This window comes from Cupriavidus sp. D384, assembly GCF_001652915.1.
Classification (GTDB): Bacteria; Pseudomonadota; Gammaproteobacteria; order Burkholderiales; family Burkholderiaceae; genus Cupriavidus.
This window is the reverse complement of record NZ_BBQI01000044.1, coordinates 1-20,869: the sequence shown is the minus strand read 5'-3', so window position 1 is coordinate 20,869 and position 20,869 is coordinate 1. Positions and strand designations below refer to the sequence as shown.

At 65.9% G+C, this 20,869-nt stretch carries 20 protein-coding genes and 2 pseudogenes; 11 read left to right on the top strand and 11 right to left on the bottom strand.

Annotated features, from left to right (window positions below; translation table 11 throughout):
• The coding region (locus A9J21_RS12960) for a LysR substrate-binding domain-containing protein (RefSeq protein WP_066736185.1) at window positions 1-639 on the bottom strand (639 nt) is incomplete at its 3' end.
• Window positions 640-762: 123 nt separating this feature from the next.
• Here A9J21_RS12960 and A9J21_RS12955 point away from each other — a divergent pair.
• The gene (locus A9J21_RS12955; RefSeq protein WP_066736184.1) at window positions 763-1,605 is read left to right on the top strand and encodes a DMT family transporter; all 843 of its coding nucleotides are present in this window, start codon (window positions 763-765) and stop codon (window positions 1,603-1,605) included.
• A 33-nt stretch (window positions 1,606-1,638) separates the two neighbouring features.
• On the opposite strand, the gene A9J21_RS12950 is transcribed toward A9J21_RS12955, so the two are convergent.
• Together A9J21_RS12950 and A9J21_RS12945 are read right to left on the bottom strand one after the other, a co-directional pair.
• On the bottom strand, window positions 1,639-1,959 hold the full coding sequence (locus tag A9J21_RS12950) for a high-potential iron-sulfur protein (protein WP_066736183.1): 321 nt from the start codon (window positions 1,957-1,959) through the stop codon (window positions 1,639-1,641).
• Window positions 1,960-2,056: 97 nt separating this feature from the next.
• Complete coding sequence (locus A9J21_RS12945) at window positions 2,057-2,995, bottom strand: LysR substrate-binding domain-containing protein (protein WP_066736182.1); 939 nt, start codon at window positions 2,993-2,995, stop codon at window positions 2,057-2,059.
• A gap of 122 nt (window positions 2,996-3,117) precedes the next feature.
• Between A9J21_RS12945 and A9J21_RS12940 the strand changes: the two genes are divergently transcribed.
• The 3 genes and pseudogenes from A9J21_RS12940 to A9J21_RS12930 all read left to right on the top strand — a co-directional run.
• Window positions 3,118-3,909: an HpcH/HpaI aldolase/citrate lyase family protein gene (locus A9J21_RS12940; RefSeq protein ID WP_066736177.1), complete on the top strand. Its 792-nt coding sequence runs from the start codon at window positions 3,118-3,120 to the stop codon at window positions 3,907-3,909.
• A 142-nt stretch (window positions 3,910-4,051) separates the two neighbouring features.
• Complete coding sequence (locus A9J21_RS12935; protein ID WP_066736175.1) at window positions 4,052-5,041, top strand: tripartite tricarboxylate transporter substrate binding protein; 990 nt, start codon at window positions 4,052-4,054, stop codon at window positions 5,039-5,041.
• 150 nt (window positions 5,042-5,191) lie between these two features.
• A pseudogene (locus tag A9J21_RS12930) lies at window positions 5,192-6,160 on the top strand (Dyp-type peroxidase); the annotation flags it as partial.
• Window positions 6,161-6,193: 33 nt separating this feature from the next.
• On the opposite strand, the gene A9J21_RS12925 reads toward A9J21_RS12930, so the two are convergent.
• Window positions 6,194-7,108: an MBL fold metallo-hydrolase gene (locus A9J21_RS12925; RefSeq protein WP_231906907.1), complete on the bottom strand. Its 915-nt coding sequence runs from the start codon at window positions 7,106-7,108 to the stop codon at window positions 6,194-6,196.
• Window positions 7,109-7,516: 408 nt separating this feature from the next.
• Here A9J21_RS12925 and A9J21_RS12920 point away from each other — a divergent pair, with 408 nt between their 5' ends.
• Complete coding sequence (locus A9J21_RS12920; protein ID WP_066736169.1) at window positions 7,517-7,999, top strand: (2Fe-2S)-binding protein; 483 nt, start codon at window positions 7,517-7,519, stop codon at window positions 7,997-7,999.
• On the top strand, window positions 7,996-10,302 hold the full coding sequence (locus A9J21_RS12915; protein ID WP_066736167.1) for a molybdopterin cofactor-binding domain-containing protein: 2,307 nt from the start codon (window positions 7,996-7,998) through the stop codon (window positions 10,300-10,302). Before A9J21_RS12920 ends, A9J21_RS12915 begins: the two co-directional genes overlap by 4 nt.
• On the opposite strand, the gene A9J21_RS12910 is transcribed toward A9J21_RS12915, so the two are convergent.
• Entirely contained in the window at window positions 10,299-11,207 is a 909-nt protein-coding gene (locus A9J21_RS12910) for a LysR family transcriptional regulator (protein ID WP_066736165.1), read from the bottom strand. The genes A9J21_RS12915 and A9J21_RS12910 overlap by 4 nt on opposite strands.
• Window positions 11,208-11,407: 200 nt before the next feature.
• On the opposite strand from A9J21_RS12910, the gene A9J21_RS12905 reads away from it, so the two are divergent.
• The 3 genes from A9J21_RS12905 (at window position 11,408) to A9J21_RS12895 (ending at window position 13,076) form a co-directional block, all read left to right on the top strand.
• Window positions 11,408-12,214 (top strand): carboxymuconolactone decarboxylase family protein, encoded by an 807-nt coding sequence (locus A9J21_RS12905; protein WP_066736164.1) that lies wholly within the window; start codon window positions 11,408-11,410, stop codon window positions 12,212-12,214.
• Window positions 12,215-12,277: 63 nt separating this feature from the next.
• Window positions 12,278-12,697, top strand: coding sequence for a cupin domain-containing protein (locus A9J21_RS12900; RefSeq protein WP_066736160.1), 420 nt, complete (start codon window positions 12,278-12,280; stop codon window positions 12,695-12,697).
• A 193-nt stretch (window positions 12,698-12,890) separates the two neighbouring features.
• Window positions 12,891-13,076 (top strand): hypothetical protein, encoded by a 186-nt coding sequence (locus A9J21_RS12895; protein WP_066736159.1) that lies wholly within the window; start codon window positions 12,891-12,893, stop codon window positions 13,074-13,076.
• Between the two features lie 116 nt (window positions 13,077-13,192).
• On the opposite strand, the gene A9J21_RS12890 is transcribed toward A9J21_RS12895, so the two are convergent.
• The 6 genes from A9J21_RS12890 to A9J21_RS12865 all read right to left on the bottom strand — a co-directional run bounded on the left by A9J21_RS12890 (window position 13,193) and on the right by A9J21_RS12865 (window position 19,100).
• Window positions 13,193-13,774, bottom strand: a complete 582-nt coding sequence (locus tag A9J21_RS12890; RefSeq protein WP_255366019.1) for an SDR family NAD(P)-dependent oxidoreductase — start codon at window positions 13,772-13,774, stop codon at window positions 13,193-13,195.
• 202 nt (window positions 13,775-13,976) lie between these two features.
• Entirely contained in the window at window positions 13,977-14,789 is an 813-nt protein-coding gene (locus A9J21_RS12885; RefSeq protein ID WP_066736158.1) for a GntR family transcriptional regulator, read from the bottom strand.
• Between the two features lie 96 nt (window positions 14,790-14,885).
• Window positions 14,886-16,106 (bottom strand): MFS transporter, encoded by a 1,221-nt coding sequence (locus A9J21_RS12880; RefSeq protein WP_066736157.1) that lies wholly within the window; start codon window positions 16,104-16,106, stop codon window positions 14,886-14,888.
• Window positions 16,103-16,948, bottom strand: coding sequence for an oxaloacetate decarboxylase (locus tag A9J21_RS12875; protein ID WP_404851372.1), 846 nt, complete (start codon window positions 16,946-16,948; stop codon window positions 16,103-16,105). Before A9J21_RS12875 ends, A9J21_RS12880 begins: the two co-directional genes overlap by 4 nt.
• Before the next feature lie 38 nt (window positions 16,949-16,986).
• Window positions 16,987-18,129, bottom strand: coding sequence for a TauD/TfdA family dioxygenase (locus A9J21_RS12870; RefSeq protein ID WP_066736154.1), 1,143 nt, complete (start codon window positions 18,127-18,129; stop codon window positions 16,987-16,989).
• A gap of 11 nt (window positions 18,130-18,140) precedes the next feature.
• On the bottom strand, window positions 18,141-19,100 hold the full coding sequence (locus A9J21_RS12865) for a tripartite tricarboxylate transporter substrate binding protein (RefSeq protein WP_066736153.1): 960 nt from the start codon (window positions 19,098-19,100) through the stop codon (window positions 18,141-18,143).
• Window positions 19,101-19,362: 262 nt separating this feature from the next.
• Here A9J21_RS12865 and hisD point away from each other — a divergent pair, with 262 nt between their 5' ends.
• Window positions 19,363-20,685, top strand: a complete 1,323-nt coding sequence (gene hisD / locus A9J21_RS12860) for a histidinol dehydrogenase (protein ID WP_066736151.1) — start codon at window positions 19,363-19,365, stop codon at window positions 20,683-20,685.
• Window positions 20,682-20,869 (top strand): annotated as a pseudogene (locus A9J21_RS32300) (D-threitol dehydrogenase); the annotation flags it as partial. The gene hisD and the pseudogene A9J21_RS32300, both read left to right, overlap by 4 nt.

Here is a 20,869-nt window from a genome sequence, read left to right as displayed (position 1 = left end):
CGGCGCCGGCATCTGGGCGCGGGGGAGCCAGTCGGGCCACAGGCGGGGCAGGCTGGAGGTATGCAGCAGCGTGTGCTGGCGCAGGTCGGCCGCCGACCGGAGCGGCACGCGCGCCAACAGTGCCGGACTGCAGACCGGCACCCGTTCCTCGACCAGGAAAGACCGCGTCGCGTAGCCGTAGAACGTGTCCGGGCCGCCCCGGATGATGACGTCATAGCCTTCCCGCAGGCTTTCCAGCGGCGCGTTCGACGTCTCGACCCTGACCTCCACATCGGGATGCCCGGCGCGGAAGGCCGCCAGCCGGGGTACCAGCCAGCGCAGGGTGAACGTGGCGGACGCGTTCACGGACAGGGTCCGGGCGACGGCCTCCGGCACGCCGTATTGCGCGGTGGCCTGCGAAAGCTGTTCGAACAAGGGGCCCACTTTGTCCAGATAGGCCCGCGCGGCCGGTGTCAGCGCCACGCGCCGGTTGTGCCGGTCGAACAGCGGCGCGCCCAGCCATTCCTCCAGCAGCCGAATCTGCTGGCTGACCGCGCCGTGCGTCACATGCAACTCTGCGGCGGCGTCCTTGAAGCTGCCGAGCCGGCCGGCGGCCTCGAAGGCCCGCAAGGCGTTCAGCGGAGGCAATACCCGTTTCATTGGTGAGAGATTTTCTAACGCGACGGGGCAATTTATCTCGATTGTCGGGCCGTTACAAGATAGATATCCTGCCTGTCAGTCTTGTTGGCGTTGTCTCCCGCTCACTTTCAGCCCTGCATCCCTATGTTCAGTCTTACCGGCGGCGTCGTGCTCCTGGCGGCCTTGCTCCATGCGAGCTGGAACGCGATGCTGCACGGCAATCGCGATCGTTTCCTGTCCATGACGTGGATGAGCATCGCCATTGCGGCGGTTGCCACGCTCATCGTGATGTCCAGCCCGTTGCCGGCCCGCGCCGCATGGCCGTACATCGTCGCGTCGGGGCTTGTGCATATCTTCTACAACATGAGCCTGGTACGGTCATATCGCCGCAACGACCTGGCGGTGGCCTACCCGGTTGCGCGCGGTTCGTCGCCGCTGCTGGTCACGCTCGGCGCGGCACTGTTCGCGCAGGAAGCGATCAGCCCGCTTCATGTGCTGGGCGTTGTGATGATTTCGGGAGGCATCATTGCCATTGCGCTGCAGGGACGCCATGTGTCACGCGCGGGTGCGTTCTCCGCGCTGGCGACTGGCGCGACGATTGCGCTCTATACCGTGATCGACGGCATTGGCGTGAGGCTGTCCGACGGGCAGGCGGTTGCGTACGCGGCGTGGATGTTCCTGTTCTACTGGCTGATGCCGCTGCTGTTCGTGGCGATGCGTGGCGCGGAGGCGCTCTGGGCGCCGGTTCGCGCCGAGCCGGTGGCCGTTGGCGTGTCGCTGGTGGGCGGCCTGGTGTCGCTGGCCGCGTATGGCATCGTGATCTGGGTGCTGCAGTCCGGGGCGATGGGCGCAGTGTCCGCGTTGCGCGAGACCAGCGTGGTGTTCGCGGTGCTGATCGGCAGGGTGTTCCTTGGCGAAACGGTCAGCCGGTCGCGCTGGCTGGCCTGCCTGGTGGTGACGGCCGGCGCGGTTTGCCTGGGGCTTTGATACAAGCGGCCGGACTGACGGATCGAGCGGGAATCAGCCCTGCTCCCAGGCGCTGCACCAACCTTTGGCCGCAACCTCCTTGTCGCCGAACAGCACGCATCCGCCCGATGCACTGCCCTTGTCGCCCTGATAGAGCTGGCAGTTGGCGCAGGTCTGCGATGGCTTGTGGGCCGGGAATTTCTGGGCATCGACCTTCGCGGTATCGGCCTTGTAGCCCAGCTTCACCGCTGCCGGGTCCTGCTCGCCGAGCATGCTGGCGGCACGGGCCTGACGGCTGCCGAGGGCCGCGGTGACGACCATGCTGGTGGTCAGGGCAAGCGGAAGATAGCCAAGGAACTGTCGTCTGCGCGGCATGGTGGGCGTCCTTTTGTGGTGATGGGCCGGTAAATGGGGGTGCGCCGGAGTGCGGACAGCGTACAGGGTTTCGGGGCGCTGCGTGGCCGGATGGCGGCTAGCCGGGGCGGAAGAAGCATTTGTCCGGCACCTTGTAGCCGGCCGCGCTCTCCACGGCCTGCGCCACGAAAGGCAGCGTCATCGGATTGCCGATTTCCTTGTGGAATGCCACCCACAACTCCAGCGCCGGCACATCGCGATCGGACAGCCGTCGGTAGACCACGCCGTTGATCGGTTGCGCGGCAGCCGATGCGGGTACCAGCGACACGGCAATGCCTGCGGCCACCATCGACATCATGGCGTGATGGCGCGCCGCGTCGTGCATGCGTGACGGCACCACATTGTGCTCGGCCAGCCAGGTCATCATCAGATCGTGCGCATATTGGCCGAAACGCCGCTCCAGCGTGGCAAGGCTCTGGCCGTCCAGGTCGCGCGCATGGATCTTCGGCCTGGTAGCCAGCGGATGATCCACGGGCACGGCCAGCACATAGGGTTCCGACATCAGGCGCCGTGCCTGCAGGCGTGGGTCTGTCACAGGCGGCCGCAGGATGGCTACGTCCAGCTCGTTGCGCAGCAGCGCCTGGAGCATCGCCTCGGAGCTGATTTCGCGCAGCGAGTAGAGGACGCCGGGCGCGCGCGCGGAAAAATGCCGCAGGATGTCGGGCACGAGTTCGACGGCGGAGATTGCGGTCAGGCCGATGCCGAGATGGCCGACGTCCTCGCCACGATCGGCCTGCGCCACCATCTGCCGCGCGCGATGCTCGATGTCGAACAGCTTCTCGGCCTCCGCGCGCAAGACCTGCCCGGCCGGCGTCAGTCGCACGCTCCGCTTGGTTCGCTCGAACAGCTGTGCCCCGATCTGGGCCTCCAGTTGCTTGATCTGCAAGCTGAGTGGCGGCTGCGTCATGTTCAGCCGACGCGCGGCGCGCGTGAAATTCAGTTCGTCGGCCAGTACCAGGAACGAGGTCAGGACACGCAGTTCAAGCGGGTTATACATATACAGAGCCTGTATAGGTCAGATACACAAGTAATATTGGAAATATAACTCGCGCCCACGCAGAATGTCTTCACCGCAACCACCCCCAACGCGTTGCGGCACGAAAAACAGAGACGCGAGACATGACCATCCAGCACCCGATCGACGACCGCCTGCCGGCGCTGCTACGCAGTGGCAAGCCCTTGCGCGGCATCTTTACCGCCTTGCCCAGCCCGGCCATCGTGGAGATGTGTGCCTATGCGGGCTTCACGTTCGTCATCATCGACAACGAGCATGGCGCCGCCGATTTCGAAACCACCGAGCACATGCTGCGCGCCGCCCGGGCCAGCGGCATCATCCCCGTGGTGCGGTGCTTCCTGGAAGACATCCCCCGGGTGCTGGACATGGGCGCCAGCGGGGTCCAGGTGCCGATGATCGAAACGGTCGAGGATGCCCGCGATCTTGTGCAGCGCGTGCGGTATCCCGCCATCGGCCGGCGCGGCAGTGCCTTCAGCGGCCGTGCGGCCGGCTACGGCGCGTTTCCGGGTGCCGCGCATACGACCCGCAGCAACGAGGGTGTGGGGTTGATCGCCATGATCGAAACGCCCGAGGGCGTTGCCAACGCAGCGGCCATTGCCGCCGTGGACGGCATCGACGCCGTGTTCGTCGGCCCCAACGACCTGGCGCATGCGATGGGCCATGGCAACGACTGGAAGGCCCCCGCCGTGGCCGCCGCCATCGAGCAGACGCTGCGTGCGATCCAGGCCCAGGGCAAATGCGCGGGGATCATTGCCCTGAACGCCGACGACGAGCGGCGTTATGGCGAGTTCGGGGCGCGCTACTTTGCCACGGTGGCGACCAGCGTGATTACGCAGGCGTTCCGTCAGGCGGCGCAGGGCGGGCAAGACGATACGGCGCCGGGATTGCGCTACTAGCGTCCCGGCAGCCGGGCTGATTTTCCGGCTCCGGAAGCTCTGGAAGGTTCTTCCTGTCGACGGCGGACGGCCGCTGTACTGAAGGCGCTGTATGGAAGGGGCCGCGCTTGCAGCCCCCACGAAAAGAAATTGGAGACGAAGCATGAAATCCGCATACCGCCGCACGTTATGCGCCGCCATGGCGCTTGCCGGGCTGTCGCTGACCATGGCCGCACCCGGGGTGAGGGCCGACGCCTGGCCGACCAAGCCGATCAAGTACGTGGTGCCGTTTTCGCCGGGCGGCGTGTCGGATGCCACCGCCCGCATCGTGGCCGAAGGCCTGTCGCAGCGGCTGGGGCAGCCGGTGGTTATCGACAACAAGCCGGGCGTGTCGGGCATTCTCGGTACACAGTTCGTGGCGCGCGCCGAACCCGATGGCTATACGATCATGGGCGGCACGATCACCACGCACGCGGTCAATCCGTTCTTCTACAAGAAGCTCGGCTATGACCCGGTCAAGGATTTCGTGGCCGTGAACCTGGTGGGCACGGTCAGCAACGTGCTGGTGGTGGCGAATGACAGCCAGTACAAGTCGGTGGACCAGATCGTCGCCGCGCTGAAGGCCAAGCCGGGTTCGCTGACGTTTGGCACGGCCGGCCCCGGCAGTTCGCAGCAGTTGTCGGGCCAGCTGTTCCAGAGCATCACCGGCACGAAGTTGCAGCAGATCTCGTACAAGGGCGGCGCAGCGGCGATGACCGACCTGATCGGCGGCCAGATCGACCTGGTGTTCGAGACCGTGGCCGCGGCCAAGCCGATGCTCGACGGCAAGCGCGTGCGCGCCATCGGCGTGACATCCACGCATGCGCTGCCGGGCCTGCCCGGCGTGCAGCCGCTGGCCGACCTGGGCCTGAAGGGCTTCGAGATGCAGTCCTGGCAAGGCATCTTCGCGCCGGCAGGCACGCCGAAGCCGATCGTCGACCGCCTTGCGAGCGAGATTGCGGCCGTGGTGGCCACGCCCGCCGTGCAGCAGCGCCTGCGCACGCTTGGTGTGGAGCCGGAAGGCAAGACGTCGGCGGCTTTCACGGCGTTCCAGCGCGCGGAAGTCTCGAAGTGGGGCAAGATCATCCAGGCTGCGGGGGTGGTGCCGGAATGATCGTCGCGGTCGGCGCGCCATCGGGGGTGGCCGCCGACCTGCCGTGGCGGCGATGTTGTGCGCCGGACGGGGGCCGCCTATCATCCGGAGGCCGAGGTCCCGATTTGCCTCGACCATCGGCCTCAACCACCGTCAAGCGACTGGAAGAACATGGATAACACCCCCATTCCGCAGGCTGTATACAGCCCCATCACGCGCAGTGCGATCTTTATCGTCGCCACGCTTTCCGACGGTGACGAGCACGCCGCCACAGTCAGGTCGCTGTGCGGCGACATCGCCGCGCTGGTGCGGTCGGTGGGCAAGCGCGTGCCGGCGGGCAACCTGTCATGCGTCTGCGGCTTTGCATCCGAAGCCTGGGACCGGCTGTTCGGCAGCAACCCACGCCCTGCATCGCTGCATCCGTTTCGCGAATTCGAGGCGGGCAACCGCCGCGCCATGGCGACGCCGGGTGACCTGCTCCTGCATATCCGTGCCGACCAGATGGACCTGTGCTTCGAGCTTGCCACGCAACTGATGCGGCGCTTGGGTGGCGCGGTATCGGTGGTGGACGAAGTGCAGGGCTTCCGCTACTTCGACATGCGCAGCATGGTGGGGTTTGTCGATGGCACCGAGAACCCCGAAGGCGACGACAAGGTCCGCTTCACGATCATCGGCGACGAGGACCCGACGTTCGCGGGCGGCAGCTATGTGCTGGTGCAGAAGTACCTGCACAACATGGATGCCTGGAACGATCTGACGGTGGAGGCCCAGGAGCGCATCATCGGCCGGACCAAGCTCGACGATATCGAGCTTGACGACGCGGTCAAGCCCAGCTGCTCGCACAGCACGTTGACGACGCTTGAGCAGGACGGCGAGGAGGTCAAGATCCTGCGCGACAACATGCCGTTCGGCCAGCCTGGCAAGGGCGAATTCGGCACGTACTTTATCGGCTACGCCCGTTCGCCGGCCCCGATCGAGCAGATGCTGGAGAACATGATCGTCGGCAAGCCGCCGGGCAACTACGACAGGTTGCTGGACTTCAGCCAGGCGGTGACCGGCGGCCTGTTCTTCGTGCCCTCGGCCCCGCTGCTGGAGGCATTGTCAGAACGCGAGCCGGGCACGGCTCAGGCGGCTGGCACGGCGGGCTGAGATCGCGCGGCGCGTCGACGTCCCTCAGTGTCCGCCGGGTTTGCCCGGTTCGGCTTCGTAGTTCACCGGCACCCACTCGAAGCGGTTGCCCTGCCTGCGCAGATGGCCCAGGCCCGGGAATGCGATGTGCGCGGCGGCGACCACGCTGCGGTCGCGGACGACTTCGCCGAAGACGTCCTTGCGTGAGTGGCGGGCGCTGGCGGCATTGCTGTCGTACTTGACTGTGGTGTCGGGCTTCTGCAGCTGCAGCGCCGCGACGTGGACAAGGTCGCCCCAGACGATCAGCATCTGGCCCTGGCTCCTGACGACGTACGACACATGCCCGGGCGTATGGCCCGGTGTCTGCATGGAGACGATGCCTGGCGCCAGTTCCACGTCCCCCTCGAACGGCTCGAAACGGTTGGCGGACTGGTACGGCGCGGCGGCCGCGATGGCGGCATCGAAGAAGGAGCCCAGGAACGGCGGCGCCTTCGCCTTGTTGGCGGCGTTCAGCCAATAGTCGGCTTCGGCCTTGCTGGCGCGCAGCACCGCGTTCGGGAACAGCATCGTGCCTTTTGCGCTGACACCGCCGATATGGTCCTTGTGCATGTGGGTCAGCAGGATCTGGTCGACCTGCTCCGGCCGGTAGCCCGCCGCACGGATGTTGTCGGCCAGATGGCCGCAGCACGCGCCATAGAGGTCGCCGGCGCCGGCGTCGATCAGCACGAGCTTGCTGCCGGTGTTGATCAGGAATGCGTTGATCGAGCCTTGCACCGGCGGCGTCAGGAAGTCGCGCGCGAGGTTTGCCTCGATCTCCTTGCCGGACATGCCCTCGACGACGGTATCGATCGGAAAGGCGTGCGTGCCGTCGAGCAGCGCCGTCACCTCGAAATCGCCGACCATGATGCGGTAGTAGCCGGGGCCCTGCGTCTGCACCTGTGGCGCCGCCGCGACGGCCATGGAAGGGAGCGTTGCCACAGCGAGGGCAGCGCCGAAGGCCAGAGCGGAAACAAGCTGGACGAAGGACTTGCGAATCGAGGGCGTTGGTCGGATCGGGATCATCAATGCAAGGGCGCAGGAGGCAAGAGACAAGGGAGGAGTGGCCGTCGGCCGGGCCAGAGGCATGGCCGCCACGGTCTCCGATGCTAGAAGGCCGGGCCCAGTGCAACAACTGGCGGCTGGTCGGGCTGCAATCAGACCAAGGTATGGGTCGACGGGTAGATGGGTCGACGGACCGGGGTGGGGCAGGAACGAGGCGGGCGCCACCAATTGATGAGCACGGTTCATGACCGCATGCGCCAAGGCCACGTAATCGCAGGCACGTTTGTCCGCTAACATCCCGCGATCCCCTGTCACGCCCTTCGCCCCATGACAACACTGAAAATCAACGGCCAGGTCCATGAAGTCGATCTGTCCCCCGACACCCCATTGCTCTGGACACTGCGCGACGCCCTGGGCTTTACCGGCACCAAGTTCGGCTGTGGCATGGCGCTGTGCGGCGCCTGCACCGTTCATGTCGACGGCCAGGCGGTGCGTTCCTGCGTGACGCCGATCTCGGCGCTGGGCGACAAGCCCGTGCGCACGATCGAATCGATGGATGCCGACCGCGTCGGCAAGGCGGTGCAGGACGCCTGGGTCGAACTGGGGGTGGCGCAGTGCGGCTATTGCCAGGCGGGCCAGATCATGACGGCCACGGCGTTGCTCAAGGACAATCCGAAGCCGACTGACGCGCAGATCGTGGCCGCGATGAGTGGCAACCTTTGCCGCTGCGGCACCTATACGCGAATCAACGCCGCCGTCCGGCTGGCGTCGTCCCGGCTTTCGGGCAACAAGACCGGAGCCCGGGCATGACACGTACCGATATCCAGCCATTGGAACAGCCGGCGCGCCGCCGGCTCCTGCAGGCGGGCGCGGCGTTTGCGCTGTCCGTGCAGTTCGGCGGCCTGATCGCCAAGGCCGATGCCGCCGAGGCGGGCAAGAAGTATGGCGCCTTGTCGATGCCGGGCGGTGTTGTCGACAACCCGCTGGTCTTTGTCTCGCTGGCCCGCGATGGCACCGTCACCATCGTTGCGCATCGCGCCGAGATGGGCACGGGGGTGCGGACCAGCCTGCCGATGGTGGTGGCCGACGAAATGGAAGCCGACTGGAGCCGCGTGAAAATCGTGCAGGCGGATGCCAACGAGGCGCGCTATGGCAGCCAGAACGTGGACGGTTCGCGCAGCATGCGGCATTTCCTGGCGCCCATGCGCCGCGTGGGTGCGTCGGCGCGCCAGATGCTGGAAGCGGCTGCCGCCGCGCAATGGAAGGTGCCCGTCACCGAGGTACAGGCCCGCCATCACGAAGTCATCCATACGCCATCCGGTCGGCGGCTGGGCTATGGCGATCTGGCCGAAGCCGCCATGCGGCAGCCGGTGCCGGCGCACGATCAGCTCCGGCTCAAGCAGCCGGATGCGTTCCGCTATATCGGCAAGGGCAAGATCGTGCCGGCCGACAGCCGCGATATTGCGCAGGGCAAGGCCACCTACGGCATCGACGTGCGGTTGCCCGGCATGGTCTACGCGGTCATCGCGCGGCCGCCGGTCTACGGCGGCAAGTTGCGCAAGGTCGATAGCGCCGAGGCGCTCAAGGTGCCTGGCGTATTGCGCGTGGTGGAACTGAAGGGCTATGACGGGCCCCCGCTGTTCAACCCGGTGGGCGGCGTGGCGGTGGTCGCCAGCAATACCTGGGCGGCGATGCAGGGCCGGGCGGCGCTCAAGCTGGAATGGGACGACGGGGCGAACGCCAGCTACGACTCGGCCGCGTTCCGTCGCGCGCTGGAGACTGCGGCGCGTCAGCCAGGCAAGGCGCTGCGCAACGACGGCGATGCCGTTGCAGCGCTGGCAGCCGGAAAGGGTCAACGCAGGGTGTCGGCCGAGTACTACGTCCCGCATCTGGCGCATGCATCGATGGAAACACCGGTTGCCACCGCGCGCTTTGTCGATGGCAAGTGCGAGATCTGGGCCCCTTCGCAGGCGCCGCAGGGCGCGCTGGAAAGCGTGGCAAAGCACGTCGGGCTCGACCCCAGGGACGTGACGGTCCACCTGACGCTGCTGGGTGGCGGCTTCGGCCGCAAGTCGATGGCGGACTTCATCTCCGAGGCTGCGCTGGTATCGAAGGCGATGGGCGGCACGCCGGTCAAGCTGCAATGGACGCGCGACGACGATATCCGGCACGACTACTACCACACGGTGTCGGTCGAACGGCTGGAGTCGACGCTGGATGCCAGCGGCAAGCCGCAGGCATGGCTGCACAGGTCGGCTGCGCCGACCATCGGCTCCACGTTCAAGGTGGGGGCGCAGGGCAAGGCCGACTTCGAGGCGGCGATGACGGCCATCAACATTCCGTACCAGATTCCGTCGATCCGGCTGGAGTCGGCCGACGTGCCGGCGCACACCCGCATCGGCTGGTTCCGCTCGGTGTCGAACATCCCGCATGCGTTTGCGGTGCAGAGTTTCGTTGCCGAACTGGCGCACCAGGCCGGGCGCGACCCCAGGGACTACCTGCTGGAGCTGATCGGGCCGGCGCGCAGGATCGATCCCGCGACGCTATCCGACAAGTGGAACTACAGCGAATCGCCCGATGTGTATCCGCTGGACACGGGCCGCATGCGCCGCGTGATCGAGGAAGCGTCGCGCCGGGCTGGCTGGGGCCGCAAGCTGCCGAAGGGCCACGGCCTGGGTATCGCCATGGCCTACAGCTTCGTGACCTATGTGGCGACGGTGGTCGAAGTGGCCGTGGACGCCAAGGGCCAGATCACCATTCCGCGCGTGGACATGGCAGTCGATTGCGGCCCGCAGGTCAACCCGGAGCGCATCCGCTCGCAGGTCGAGGGCGGGTGCGTGATGGGCATCGGACTGGCGATGCTGGGCGAGATTTCGTTCCAGGAAGGCCGGGTGCAGCAGAGCAATTTCCACGACTTCGAGATCCTGCGCTCGCAGATGGCACCGCGCGCCATCCACACGTGGCTGGTCGGTGGCGACTTCGACGTGCCGCCCGGCGGCGTGGGCGAGCCGCCGGTGCCGCCCGTGGCGCCGGCATTGTGCAATGCCATCTTTGCGGCCACCGGCCAGCGGATCCGTTCGCTGCCGATTCGCGACCAGCTCGCGCAGGCCTAGCCGTTGGCGCCATCCGGACGGTACCGGATGGCGTCGATCACGATCTTGAGCGCGCGCGAGGACTGGCGACGGCTGGGGTAGAACGCGTGATAGCCGGGGAAGGTGGGGCACCAGTCTTCCATCACCCGGACCAGGTGTCCGGACTCGACGTAGGACTGGAGCATCGGCCAGGGCAGGAACGTCAGTCCGAATCCGTCCAGGGCGGCATTCAGCATCTGGTTGACGCTGTTGCACACCACCTGGCCCTGTACGCGCGCCTGCACCTTCCTGGCACCCTTCGCCAGTTCCCAGGCGTAGAGGCCGCCGCTTGTGGAAAGCCTCAGGTTGATGCAGCGGTGGGCCAGCAGGTCACGCGGCGTGGCGGGCTTGTCGCGCCCCTTGAAGTACGCCGGCGCGCCGACGATCGCCATCTTCACATCGGGACTGATGCGCACCGCAATCATGTCCTTCTCGATCTGGTCGCCAAAGCGCACGCCGATGTCGTACCGCTCGCCCACGATATTGGTGAGGCCATAGTCGACGGTCAACTCGACGTTGAGATCGGGGTACTGCGGCAGCACCTTGGCAAGCCGGGGCCAGATGATGGCGTCGATCGGATGGTCGACGGCGGTAATGCGGATCGTGCCCGCCGGCCGGTCGCCAAGATCGGCCACCGCCGCGAGGTCGGCCTCGATTTCCTCGAACTTCGGACCCAGCGACTGGATCAGCCATTCCCCGGCGTCGGTCGTCGACACGCTGCGCGTGGTGCGGGTCAGCAGCCGGACGCCGAGCTTGGCCTCCAGGCTGCGAATGGTATGGCTGAGCGCCGATTGCGTGACGCCGAGCCGGGCAGCGGCGCGCGTGAAACTGCGCTCCCTGGCGACGGTAATCAGGGCCAGCAGGTCGTTCAGGTTATGGCGGGGCATGGGGCAGGTTTTCTTTCTGCGAGGCGGCGCAGGCCGGACGGGGTGCCATCCGTGTCCTGTATGGAGCTATGAAGGCATTTCATGAATGCCTCCGCTATTGTTCAGTCCGGAGCGCGCCGGGCGCAAGCATTTTCATCGGGAGAGCCGAATGCCCGCCAGCCAAGACCAGTACCGCAAGTGGGAAAATCCGGAGCAAGGCAATGAAACACATTCTGGCAGTAGCAGCGGCATCGTTGGCCGCATCGGGCAACGCGGTCATGGCACAGCAGACCGAGGGCGCAGCAGGCGGTGGGCGGGCCAGCGCAGTGACGGCACCTGTTTCGATCGCCGATGTCGGGGCGGTGTCGCCGGCGCTGGCGGCCTTCATCCAGGGCCGGCTACAGGGCGAAGTGTGGCAGCGCCCGCAGATGCGTGCGCGCGACCGCAGCGTCGTCACGGTGGCCGTGCTGGTCGCCCGCAACCAGCCTGCGGAGATGCCCGCGCAATTTGCCCTGGCGCTGGATCATGGCTTGAAGCCGGCCGAACTGTCCGAGATCATCCTTCACCTTGCGTTCTACACCGGTCTGGGCAATGCGTTGGCGGCGATCCCGGCGGCAAGGCAGGTCTTTGTGGCACGTGGCATTGACGTCGACGCGCTGCCGGCCGCGAGCGGCGATCGCCTGCCGCTGAATGAGGCCGCAGAAGCCGCGCGGGCTGCCGGTGTGCAGCAGAACTTCGGGGTGGTGGCGCCGGGCGTGGTGCAGTACACAACCGACGTCCTGTTCCGGGACTTGTGGCTGCGCCCGGCGCTGGTGCCCCGCGACCGCAGTCTTGTGACGGTCGCCGCGCTCGTTGCGACGGGGCAGGTGGCGCAGATTCCATATCACCTGAACCGGGCGATGGACAACGGCCTGACCCAGGCGGAAGCGTCCGAGCTGCTGACGCAGCTCGCCTTCTACTCGGGATGGCCCAGCGTTTTCTCCGCGATGCCTGTATTCAAGGACGTCTTCGCCAAACGCGCCGGCTGATGCGTGCGTGCAATCGAGTCTTTCAGGGCCTTCGCGCCCGTGTAACGAACCCATCCCCAGGACATGATTAAAGTGACACGCCCATGCCAGCAAGCGTCCAGCGACGGGCCGGCAGCTTATTTCTCGGGTAGCGTCCGCATCGACTCGCACTTCCAGGCGGAAGGGCCGGCACGGGTGGGGGGCGCCACGGTCACGTTCGCGCCTGGCGCCCGGACGGCCTGGCATACCCATCCGCTTGGTCAGACCCTCATGGTCGTCGCGGGTGTCGGCATCGTCCAGCAGTGGGGCGAGCCGCCGCAGACCATCCGCCCCGGAGATCTTGTGTGGATTCCCCCGCACACCAAGCACTGGCATGGCGCGACGGACGCCATCAGCATGGCGCATATCGCCATCGCGGAAACGATGGACGGGACGGCCGTGGCATGGATGGAGCAGGTGAGCGCCGAAGAATACGACAAGGCGCAACAGCGGCGGGCAGCCTGAGACAAGTGCTAGATAAGCCGATTTCAGCGCCAGAAATGGCCGATTCGGCGCTTATTCGGCGCTTCGTAGGGTGCCTTATTCGACGTCTGTTGCGTTCCTGCATACGCGGAATTACCTAATGCTGCGATGCGGCAATCCTTCTGCTACAATTCGGGAAAACCCCATAAGGGTAATCCCTTAAAGGAAGGAAGTCATGAACACCCAATCCGACATCAAGCTGACTGATCAACTCGAACGCGACCTGATCGAGCGCGAACTGGGCACCCAAAGCCTGGGTTTTGCCAACGACGCGAAGCGCGTAATCGCCGCCGTCCAGAACATTTTCACCCGCCTGCAGGCGGAAGCGCGCAAGGCCAAGGTGGTCTACGCGAACGGCTGATCGGCAAACGCTGATATAGAGAAGGGCGGCGCATTTCGCGCCGCAAGCATTGAAAAGCCGGCCCGCTGCACACTGAATCAAGGTGTGCGGCGGGCCGGCTTTTCATTTATCCGTTATCAGGACACTGACCGAATCGTGCCGCCATCGACTCGGATGGTGGCTCCACTGACGTAGTCGGCGTAGGAACTGGACAGATACGCGACGGCTGCCGCGATTTCTTCTGGCCGTCCCAGGCGCCCGACATCGTTGGGTACCATCTCCCGGACGCATGCGTCCTCAATGTCTTCCCATGTGTTTCCCCAATCGCGGTGCTGCGCGACGCTCTCAAGTATCGCCTTGACGGCGGGCACCAGAATCGCGCCTGGGGCAACGACATTGGACGTTACACCTGTGTTTCTGAGGTCGCGCGCAAGCGACACCGCGAGGTTGTGCCGCGCAGCCAGCGAGGCGTTGTAGTCAGGCAGTTCGGCGTTTGGCTGGCTGGCGAGTCCACCACCGATCTGGATCACGCGTCCCCAGCCGCGCTTGCGCATGTCAGGAACCAGGCGTTGGATCATTCTCACGGCTGACAGCACATTGGCCTCGAAGGAGAGATGGCTGGATTGACGCAGGGCGATTCGCGGGAATTGGTTCGGTCGCCGAGAGCTACTGGACCAGCCACCCGCGATCGTAAGCGCGGAGGGCGCGCAGTCATACAAATTGAGTGTTCGCCCTCTATTAGCCGTTCTGCTTGGGCAACGACCGACCCAAAGCCGCTTTTCTACGCAAAGCCCTATCAATGCCCGCTGAATGTCCGTTGCTTACGCTCGTCACGTTCAATGCCGTGAGTCACGAACATCCGCACGACGCGCGGGGTACGGGGTGATCAACCTGTGCCAGTCATAAATCACCTGTTCAGGATCAAGTGTCCGCTTGCGACGGTCGCGCGCTGCGCCAGGTCCGGTCCAGCACCATCCGGTACGAAAACCGCTCGGCCGGATGAACCGACCATGCCATCTCGATAAGGTTGCCGCCGCCGTCGCGATACTGACGGTTGATCCACAACCCGGCAGTGCCGGGCGGCATCCTGAGCAGTCCGGCAATATCGGGCGGGAGCGCGGCCGCATGAATGACTTGCTCGATTCGCGCGACGGAAACATTGAACTGTTGCTCGATCAGGTGAAACACCGAGGCCTCGATGTCCTGCTCGGCACCGCGCACACCGCGGTAGTCAGGATGGACCCAAACCTCGTTGTAGCAGATCGGAGTATCGGACCCTTCGCCAGTGCGCACGCCCCGGATTACAAGCCAGAGCTGACCCTGATACGGATGGAGCACGGGGTCGGCATCGTCGCCCACTTCGCGCAGGTCGCGCGACAGCACATGCATGCGTGTGGTCGCCGCGTACTGGAGCAGGTCGCCCACCTGGCCCACCGCCAGTTCGTAGCCTTGTTTGGCGCGGGCCGCCGTCACGACCGTGCCCACGCGCGGCGTACGCTTGATCAGTTCAAGCCTGACCAGCCGCTCGATGGCGGCGCGCACAGTGTGGCGGCTCGCCCCGAACTGCTTGCACAGTTCCATCTCGGTCGGGAGTTTGCTGCCCACCGGGTACTTGCCCGATTCGATTTCCGCATGCAGGCTGCGGGCGAGAGCGAGATAGCGGGGGCTGGCGTCGCCGCGCACACTGGTGGTCGCGTCGGTAAAATCGTCTGGGAGGGTGCCGCCTTGTTCCATGAATTGCAGTGCTGGCGTCAGGTGAAGGATTGAAACGGAGCATAGCCGGGACGAGTCGTGACGGGCAAGCGCTGTCGTGCTGCCGTGCCCTCGCCGTCAGCCGTCAAAGTCAGTTGTCCTGGCGGCTGGCCTTGCGCGGCCACCCCAGAACAGTAATCCGGCCGCCAGCACGGGCACGCCCGCCAGCGCCAGGTATGCCAGGCCGAGGCTGTTCACGCGCTGCGCGAAATAGCCGAAAGCGGCCGGGCCGGATACCACCCCGAAATAGGTGCAGAACAGCGCGCCGCCCGTTACCGACGCCACGCGCCCGGGCGGGGCAAGCCGCGCAACTTCGCCCAGGTAGACCCCGTTCCATCCGATCGCAGTCGCGCCGAGCAGGGCGGCCACCAGGCAGAGCGGCACCAGCGTCCACTGGGCCGTGAACATGCCCGTTGCCACGGTGCCCGCGCTCATCAGTATCGCCAGCAGGATCAGCACGCCACGCGGCGCGCGTGCCATGTCTGCGAGATGACCCCATGCGATGCGCCCGGCAATGCCTGCACCCTGGGCAACCGCATAGATCAGGCCGGCCTGCGTCAGCCCGATGCCAATCTCGGTGGTCAGGTACGTCATCAGATAGCCGCTCACCGAGAGCTGGCAGGCCGAGAACAGCAACGAGACCGCGGCCATCGACCGCAGGCGGCGATCGCCCAGCACATCGCCGAACATCTGGCGCAGGTTCGCCGCCAGCACGAAGCCGCCGGACGCGGCATCGTCGTGCGTGGCCCGCAACGGCTGGCTCAGCATGGCAATGGCGAGCGCTGTTGCCGCGAGCGCGCCGAATGCGGCCTGCCACGACGTAAGGGCGGCCAGCGGAGGCAGCACGGCGCCGGCCAGCAGGCCCCCGAGCGGCACACCCGTCTGCTTGAGCGAGAACACGAAACCCATGCGCCCGGCCGAAGTGGTGCGCGCAAGGATCTGCGAACTGGCGGGCGTGATCGGGCCGTAGCCCAGGCCGCTGGCAAGCGCGGCCAGCGGCCGCAACTCCGGCACGCCGGTCGCCAGCATGCCGAGTGCCGCCGCCTGGGCCACCAGGCCAAGCTGCGACGCGCGTACCGGCCCCCATGCCCCGACCATTCCGGCGCCGGCCAGGCTGCCGGCCATGCCGCCCACGTAGACCAGCGACAGGAACAAGCCGACGCTGGTCAGCGTCACGCCGGGGATCGCGGGCGCCAGCACCGCGAAAGACAGCGTGGCAGCCGTTGCCAGCATCTGGATGGCCAGCGTGCTGGCTAGCATGAGCGCTGGCCGGCCAGCGGCGGGCAGGGCAGCGGTCATGAAGCGTGACGTTTGTCGAAGGCCCACACCGATTCGAAGTCCATCAACGTGTTGAAGCGCAGGAAGTCGTAGAGCTGATCGCCAATGCCCAGCGATGTGCGGTTCGCCTGGAGATGGCCGTAGACGTTCTCCAGCGCCTTGCCCATCGCCAGGAAACCAACCGCCGGATAGATGGCGATGGCAAAGCCCATTTGTTCCAGCGTGTCGGCGGGCAGTACCGGGGTGCGGCCGGTTTCCACCACGTTGACCAGCAGCGGCAGGTCGAAGGTGCGGCCGATGATCTCCAGCTCCTTTTCCGACTCGGGTGATTCGACGAAGAGGATGTCCGCCCCCGCCTTCGCATAGGCTTCGGCACGGCGCAGCGCTTCGTCCAGCCCCAGCGTGGTGCGGGCGTCGGTACGGGCCAGGATCAGGAAGTCGCGGCTTTCGCGCGCTTCCACGGCAACCTGGATCTTCCTGACCATGTCGTCGGCCGGAATCACCCGCCGGCCCGGTGTATGGCCGCATTTCTTCGGGAATTCCTGGTCTTCGAGCTGGATCACGCTGGCACCCGCGCGCTCGTAGCCGCGCACCGTGTGTGCGACATTGAGCAAGCCGCCGTAGCCGGTATCGCCGTCGCAGATCATCGGCACCGTGGCCGCCGAGCAGAATGCACCCACGCGGTTGACCATGTCGGTGTAGGTGGCAAGCCCAGCGTCGGGCAGGCCCAGGTACGACGCAACGGTGCCGTAGCCGGTCATGTAGAGGCAGTCGAATCCCATGCGGGTGGCGATGCGCACGGAGATCATGTCGAACACGCCGGGTGCTGCGATCAGGCGCTTGCGCGCGAGCAGTTCGCGCATCGACGGGCGGGCGGCGGGCTGGGAAGGTGTGGCGGTCATCAGGCGGCTTCCTTGACGGGATAGATACGGAGTTTCATGCCGTGGGCGTTTGCCATGCGGGCTTCGAAGGCACGGATCTCGGGCGTGATGCCGATGCCGCGGAATCCGCCGCGCACGCACGCGGCGTCCACGTCCTTGTAGGCATCGAGCCAGCCCAGTGGCAGCGGCTGTGCCTGCGGCAGCGACAGCCACAGGCGGAACAGATGCCGCTTGCGCTCCGGCTCGGGGTGGTCCTCGTACTCGGTGCGAGAATGCAGCACGATATGGTTGTTCAGCAACTGGATATCGCCCGGCTGCAGGTCCATGTCGTAGCGCAGATCCTCGCGCGCCAGCAGCGCGTCGAACAGGTCGAGGGCCTCGGTCTGTTGCGGTGACAGGCGCGGCACGTCAGGAAAGCTGGCCTGCGCGCCCTTGATGTGGTTGCGGATGTGGCGGCAGGCAAAATGCCCGTCGCGCACCCCGAAGATCGGTGCGGCGTACCACGGCGCCTCTTCGGGCGCCTGTTCTCCCTGCCGGCTGAAGATCAGCGGCTTGTACAGCTCGGCGGCCAGGTCGGGGCGCAGCCGCACCAGTTCGTTGTGCGCGGCGATCGAGCTGGTGATCAGGCTGGAGCCCCCCGACTTTGCCGTGCGCACGCAGAACAGGCCTACCATGTCGCTGCCATCGGCGTGGAAGTCCAGGCCCGAGCGCGTGTTGTAGCCGCGCCCCGTGTTGGAGCGATAGGTGCCCCCTGCATCGCGCACATCCGACACGAACTGGCTCAGCTTGCCTTGTGGGCGTGCCACGCCCAGCAGCAGGCCGATGCCCCAGAACAGCTTGCGCAGCGCATCGGTGTCCCAACGGTCGACCGGAAAGCCGCGCAACAGCTTGAGTCCGAAGCCGCCCTGCGTTTCGTCGATCAGGGCCACCAGGCGGCGACGCACGCGCGCGTCGAGCGGAAAATCCTCGATCGACATGTCGAACATGGGCTTGCCGGTGGCCAGCGCATGGCGCAGCGCGTGCTCGAGCGCCGCGACTTCATCGGCGTCCAGCACGTGAATCCAGCCTTGGTCGCGTTCCATGTCGGCGCGCGTCCAGCCTCCCGGCACCGGGCGGATCGTATCGCTGGAGGGAATGTCGTTCGTGTTCGTGTTCGTGTTCATATGCGCTTGTCTCACTCCGCTTGCAGGTTGACTTCCTTGGCCAGGCGTTGCCAGAACTCGAAATCCTTCTTTACCTGGACGTTGAATTCGTCCACCGACTGGGCCACCGGCGTGGCGGCCTGTTCGGCCAGGATTTCCTTCATGTCCGGCGCCATCACGATGTCATGCACTTCCTTCTGCATGCGCTCCAGTGCCGCCCTGGGTGTCTTCGCCGGGGCATAGAGGCTGTATGACGTGTACACCTCGAAATCCTTCATGCCCGATTCGATCATGGTCGGTACGTTGGGCAGGGCGGAAGCGCGCTGCGCGCCGGTCACAGCCAGTGGGCGCAGTTTGCCGGACGTGATGAACGGCTTCGCGGTCAGCACGCTGGTGACGCCAACGGTGGTCACGCCGCCAATCACGTCGGTCATCAGCGGCGAGCCACCCTTGTAGGCCACGTTCACCATGTCCAGGTGCTGATACTTGTTGTACATCTCGCCCACCAGCCGCGTCATGTTCTCGGAGCTGCCGTAGGAATACTTGTCCGGCTTCGCCTTGACATGTTTGGCGAACTCCACCGCGTTCGTGGCCGGGAACGTGCTCTGCGTGACAAACACCAGCGGCGACTTGCACACCATCGTTACGCCGATCAGGTCGGTGAACGTGTCGTACGGCATTTTCTTGTACAGGATGGGGTTCAGCAGATGCGTGTTCACCACCAGCACGTAGGTGTGACCGTCCGGCGCCGACTTGGCGACGAAATCGGTGCCGATAATGCCGTTGGCGCCGGGGCGGTTGTCCACCACCACCGGCTGCTTGAGCCGTGGCGTCAGTCGCTCCGCCAGGCGTCGGGCCACGATGTCGGTGCCGCCGCCTGCCGAATACGGCACGACGATCCGTACCGGCTTGTCGGGGAATTCGGCCCGGGCTGGCACGGCCAGCACCGTCAGGCCGAGGGCTATCAGCGTGAGTTTCTGTGGGGCGAACATGTTTTTGTCTCCTCTTTCCTGCGACGTAAAGAAGTCCGGCTCTGCGGCTGGACCGGAATCGTCGTGTCCGTATTTATTCTTTTGTCCGGACAAATCGTGAGACAAGCATAGGAAGCCGGTCGTGTGCCCGCAAGGCAAGATGGCTCGGTGCTTTCCCTAACGTGCCCTCGGCCACGCGCTACTTGGGGAAAACACCAAGTTTGCATACGAATGCAAGAAATCTAACCTGCATACGTATGCACAACCCAACCCGGAACTCTCCATGATTCGTTACCTCAAGCGTGGCCGCGACGTTCAGGCGCGCGCCAACGACGACACCGCCGTCCGCAATACCGTTGAAGGCATCATCCGCGACATCGAGACGCGCGGCGATGCAGCCGTACGCGAATACAGCAAGAAGTTCGACAACTGGGAGCCGCAGGACTTCCGTCTGTCGGACGCCGCGATCGAACGCGCAATGAAGAGCCTGTCGGCACGCGAGCTGGAAGACATCCGGTTTGCCCAGGCCCAGGTGCGCAACTTTGCCCAGATCCAGCGCGACTCCATGCTGGACGTGGAAGTGGAAACCCGCCCCGGCGTATTCCTTGGCCACCGCCACGTGCCGATCAACGCCGTCGGCTGCTACATTCCGGGGGGCAAGTATCCGCTGCTGGCGTCGGCGCACATGAGCGTGCTGACGGCGAAGGTGGCAGGGGTCAAGCGCGTGGTGGCGACGGCACCGCCGTTCCACGGCGAGCCGCATCCCGCCATCGTGGCCGCCATGCACATGGCCGGCGCGGACGAGATCCTGGTGCTGGGCGGTGTGCAGGCCGTGGTGGCGATGGCGGTGGGGACATCCAGCATCGCGCCCGTGGACATGCTGGTCGGCCCCGGCAACATGTTTGTGGCCGAGGCCAAGCGCCAGTTGTTTGGCCGCGTTGGCATCGACCTGTTCGCGGGCCCCACCGAGACGCTGGTGATTGCCGACGACTCGGTCGACGGCGAAATCTGCGCGGTCGACCTGCTGGGCCAGGCCGAGCACGGCCTGACCTCGCCGGCCGTGTTGCTCACGGATAGCGAAGCGCTGGCGCACGCCACGATGGCGGAGATCGAGCGGCAGCTCAAGATCCTGCCCACGGCGCAGATCGCCGCGAAGGCCTGGGCCGATTTCGGCGAGGTGATCGTCTGCGATTCGCGCGAGGAGATGCTCCAGAAGGCCGACGAAATCGCCTCGGAGCACGTGCAGGTGATGACCCGCGATCCCGACTGGTTCCTGAACAACATGACCAACTACGGCGCGCTGTTCCTGGGCCCGCGCACCAACGTGGCCTACGGCGACAAGGTCATCGGCACCAACCACACCCTGCCCACCAACAAGGCCGCGCGCTACACCGGCGGGCTGTGGGTCGGCAAGTTCCTGAAGACCTGCACGTTCCAGCGCGTGACCACGGACGCGGCCAGCGCGGAGATTGGCGAATACTGCTCGCGCCTGTGCCACATGGAGAATTTTGCCGGCCATGGCGAGCAGGCCAATATCCGCGTGCGCCGCTATGGCAACCGTCCGGACGTGCCGTGGTACGAGCCGGTGCCGGAGCTGCAGCCGTGACATCCGCGACATCCGTGACGCCTCTGCCGGTGTTCGGTGGCTTCCGCCTTGACGGCAAGCGCGCACTCGTCACCGGTGGCGGTCGCGGCCTGGGGCTCGCGGCGGGTTGGGCACTGGCGCAGGCCGGTGCCGAGGTCACCCTCGCGGCCCGATCCGGTGTCGAACTGGAGGCCGCCTGTGCCGC

Coding starts and splice junctions, on each gene's coding strand:
- A9J21_RS12955 (WP_066736184.1), top strand. CDS start 763: ATGTTCAGTCTTACCGGCGGCGTCGTGCTCCTGGCGGCCTTGCTCCAT.
- A9J21_RS12950 (WP_066736183.1), bottom strand. CDS start 1,959: ATGCCGCGCAGACGACAGTTCCTTGGCTATCTTCCGCTTGCCCTGACC.
- A9J21_RS12945 (WP_066736182.1), bottom strand. CDS start 2,995: ATGTATAACCCGCTTGAACTGCGTGTCCTGACCTCGTTCCTGGTACTG.
- A9J21_RS12940 (WP_066736177.1), top strand. CDS start 3,118: ATGACCATCCAGCACCCGATCGACGACCGCCTGCCGGCGCTGCTACGC.
- A9J21_RS12935 (WP_066736175.1), top strand. CDS start 4,052: ATGAAATCCGCATACCGCCGCACGTTATGCGCCGCCATGGCGCTTGCC.
- A9J21_RS12925 (WP_231906907.1), bottom strand. CDS start 7,108: ATGGCCGTCGCGGCGGCGCCACAGGTGCAGACGCAGGGCCCCGGCTAC.
- A9J21_RS12920 (WP_066736169.1), top strand. CDS start 7,517: ATGACAACACTGAAAATCAACGGCCAGGTCCATGAAGTCGATCTGTCC.
- A9J21_RS12915 (WP_066736167.1), top strand. CDS start 7,996: ATGACACGTACCGATATCCAGCCATTGGAACAGCCGGCGCGCCGCCGG.
- A9J21_RS12910 (WP_066736165.1), bottom strand. CDS start 11,207: ATGCCCCGCCATAACCTGAACGACCTGCTGGCCCTGATTACCGTCGCC.
- A9J21_RS12905 (WP_066736164.1), top strand. CDS start 11,408: ATGAAACACATTCTGGCAGTAGCAGCGGCATCGTTGGCCGCATCGGGC.
- A9J21_RS12900 (WP_066736160.1), top strand. CDS start 12,278: ATGATTAAAGTGACACGCCCATGCCAGCAAGCGTCCAGCGACGGGCCG.
- A9J21_RS12895 (WP_066736159.1), top strand. CDS start 12,891: ATGAACACCCAATCCGACATCAAGCTGACTGATCAACTCGAACGCGAC.
- A9J21_RS12885 (WP_066736158.1), bottom strand. CDS start 14,789: ATGGAACAAGGCGGCACCCTCCCAGACGATTTTACCGACGCGACCACC.
- A9J21_RS12880 (WP_066736157.1), bottom strand. CDS start 16,106: ATGACCGCTGCCCTGCCCGCCGCTGGCCGGCCAGCGCTCATGCTAGCC.
- A9J21_RS12875 (WP_404851372.1), bottom strand. CDS start 16,948: ATGCGCGAACTGCTCGCGCGCAAGCGCCTGATCGCAGCACCCGGCGTG.
- A9J21_RS12870 (WP_066736154.1), bottom strand. CDS start 18,129: ATGAACACGAACACGAACACGAACGACATTCCCTCCAGCGATACGATC.
- A9J21_RS12865 (WP_066736153.1), bottom strand. CDS start 19,100: ATGTTCGCCCCACAGAAACTCACGCTGATAGCCCTCGGCCTGACGGTG.
- hisD (WP_066736151.1), top strand. CDS start 19,363: ATGATTCGTTACCTCAAGCGTGGCCGCGACGTTCAGGCGCGCGCCAAC.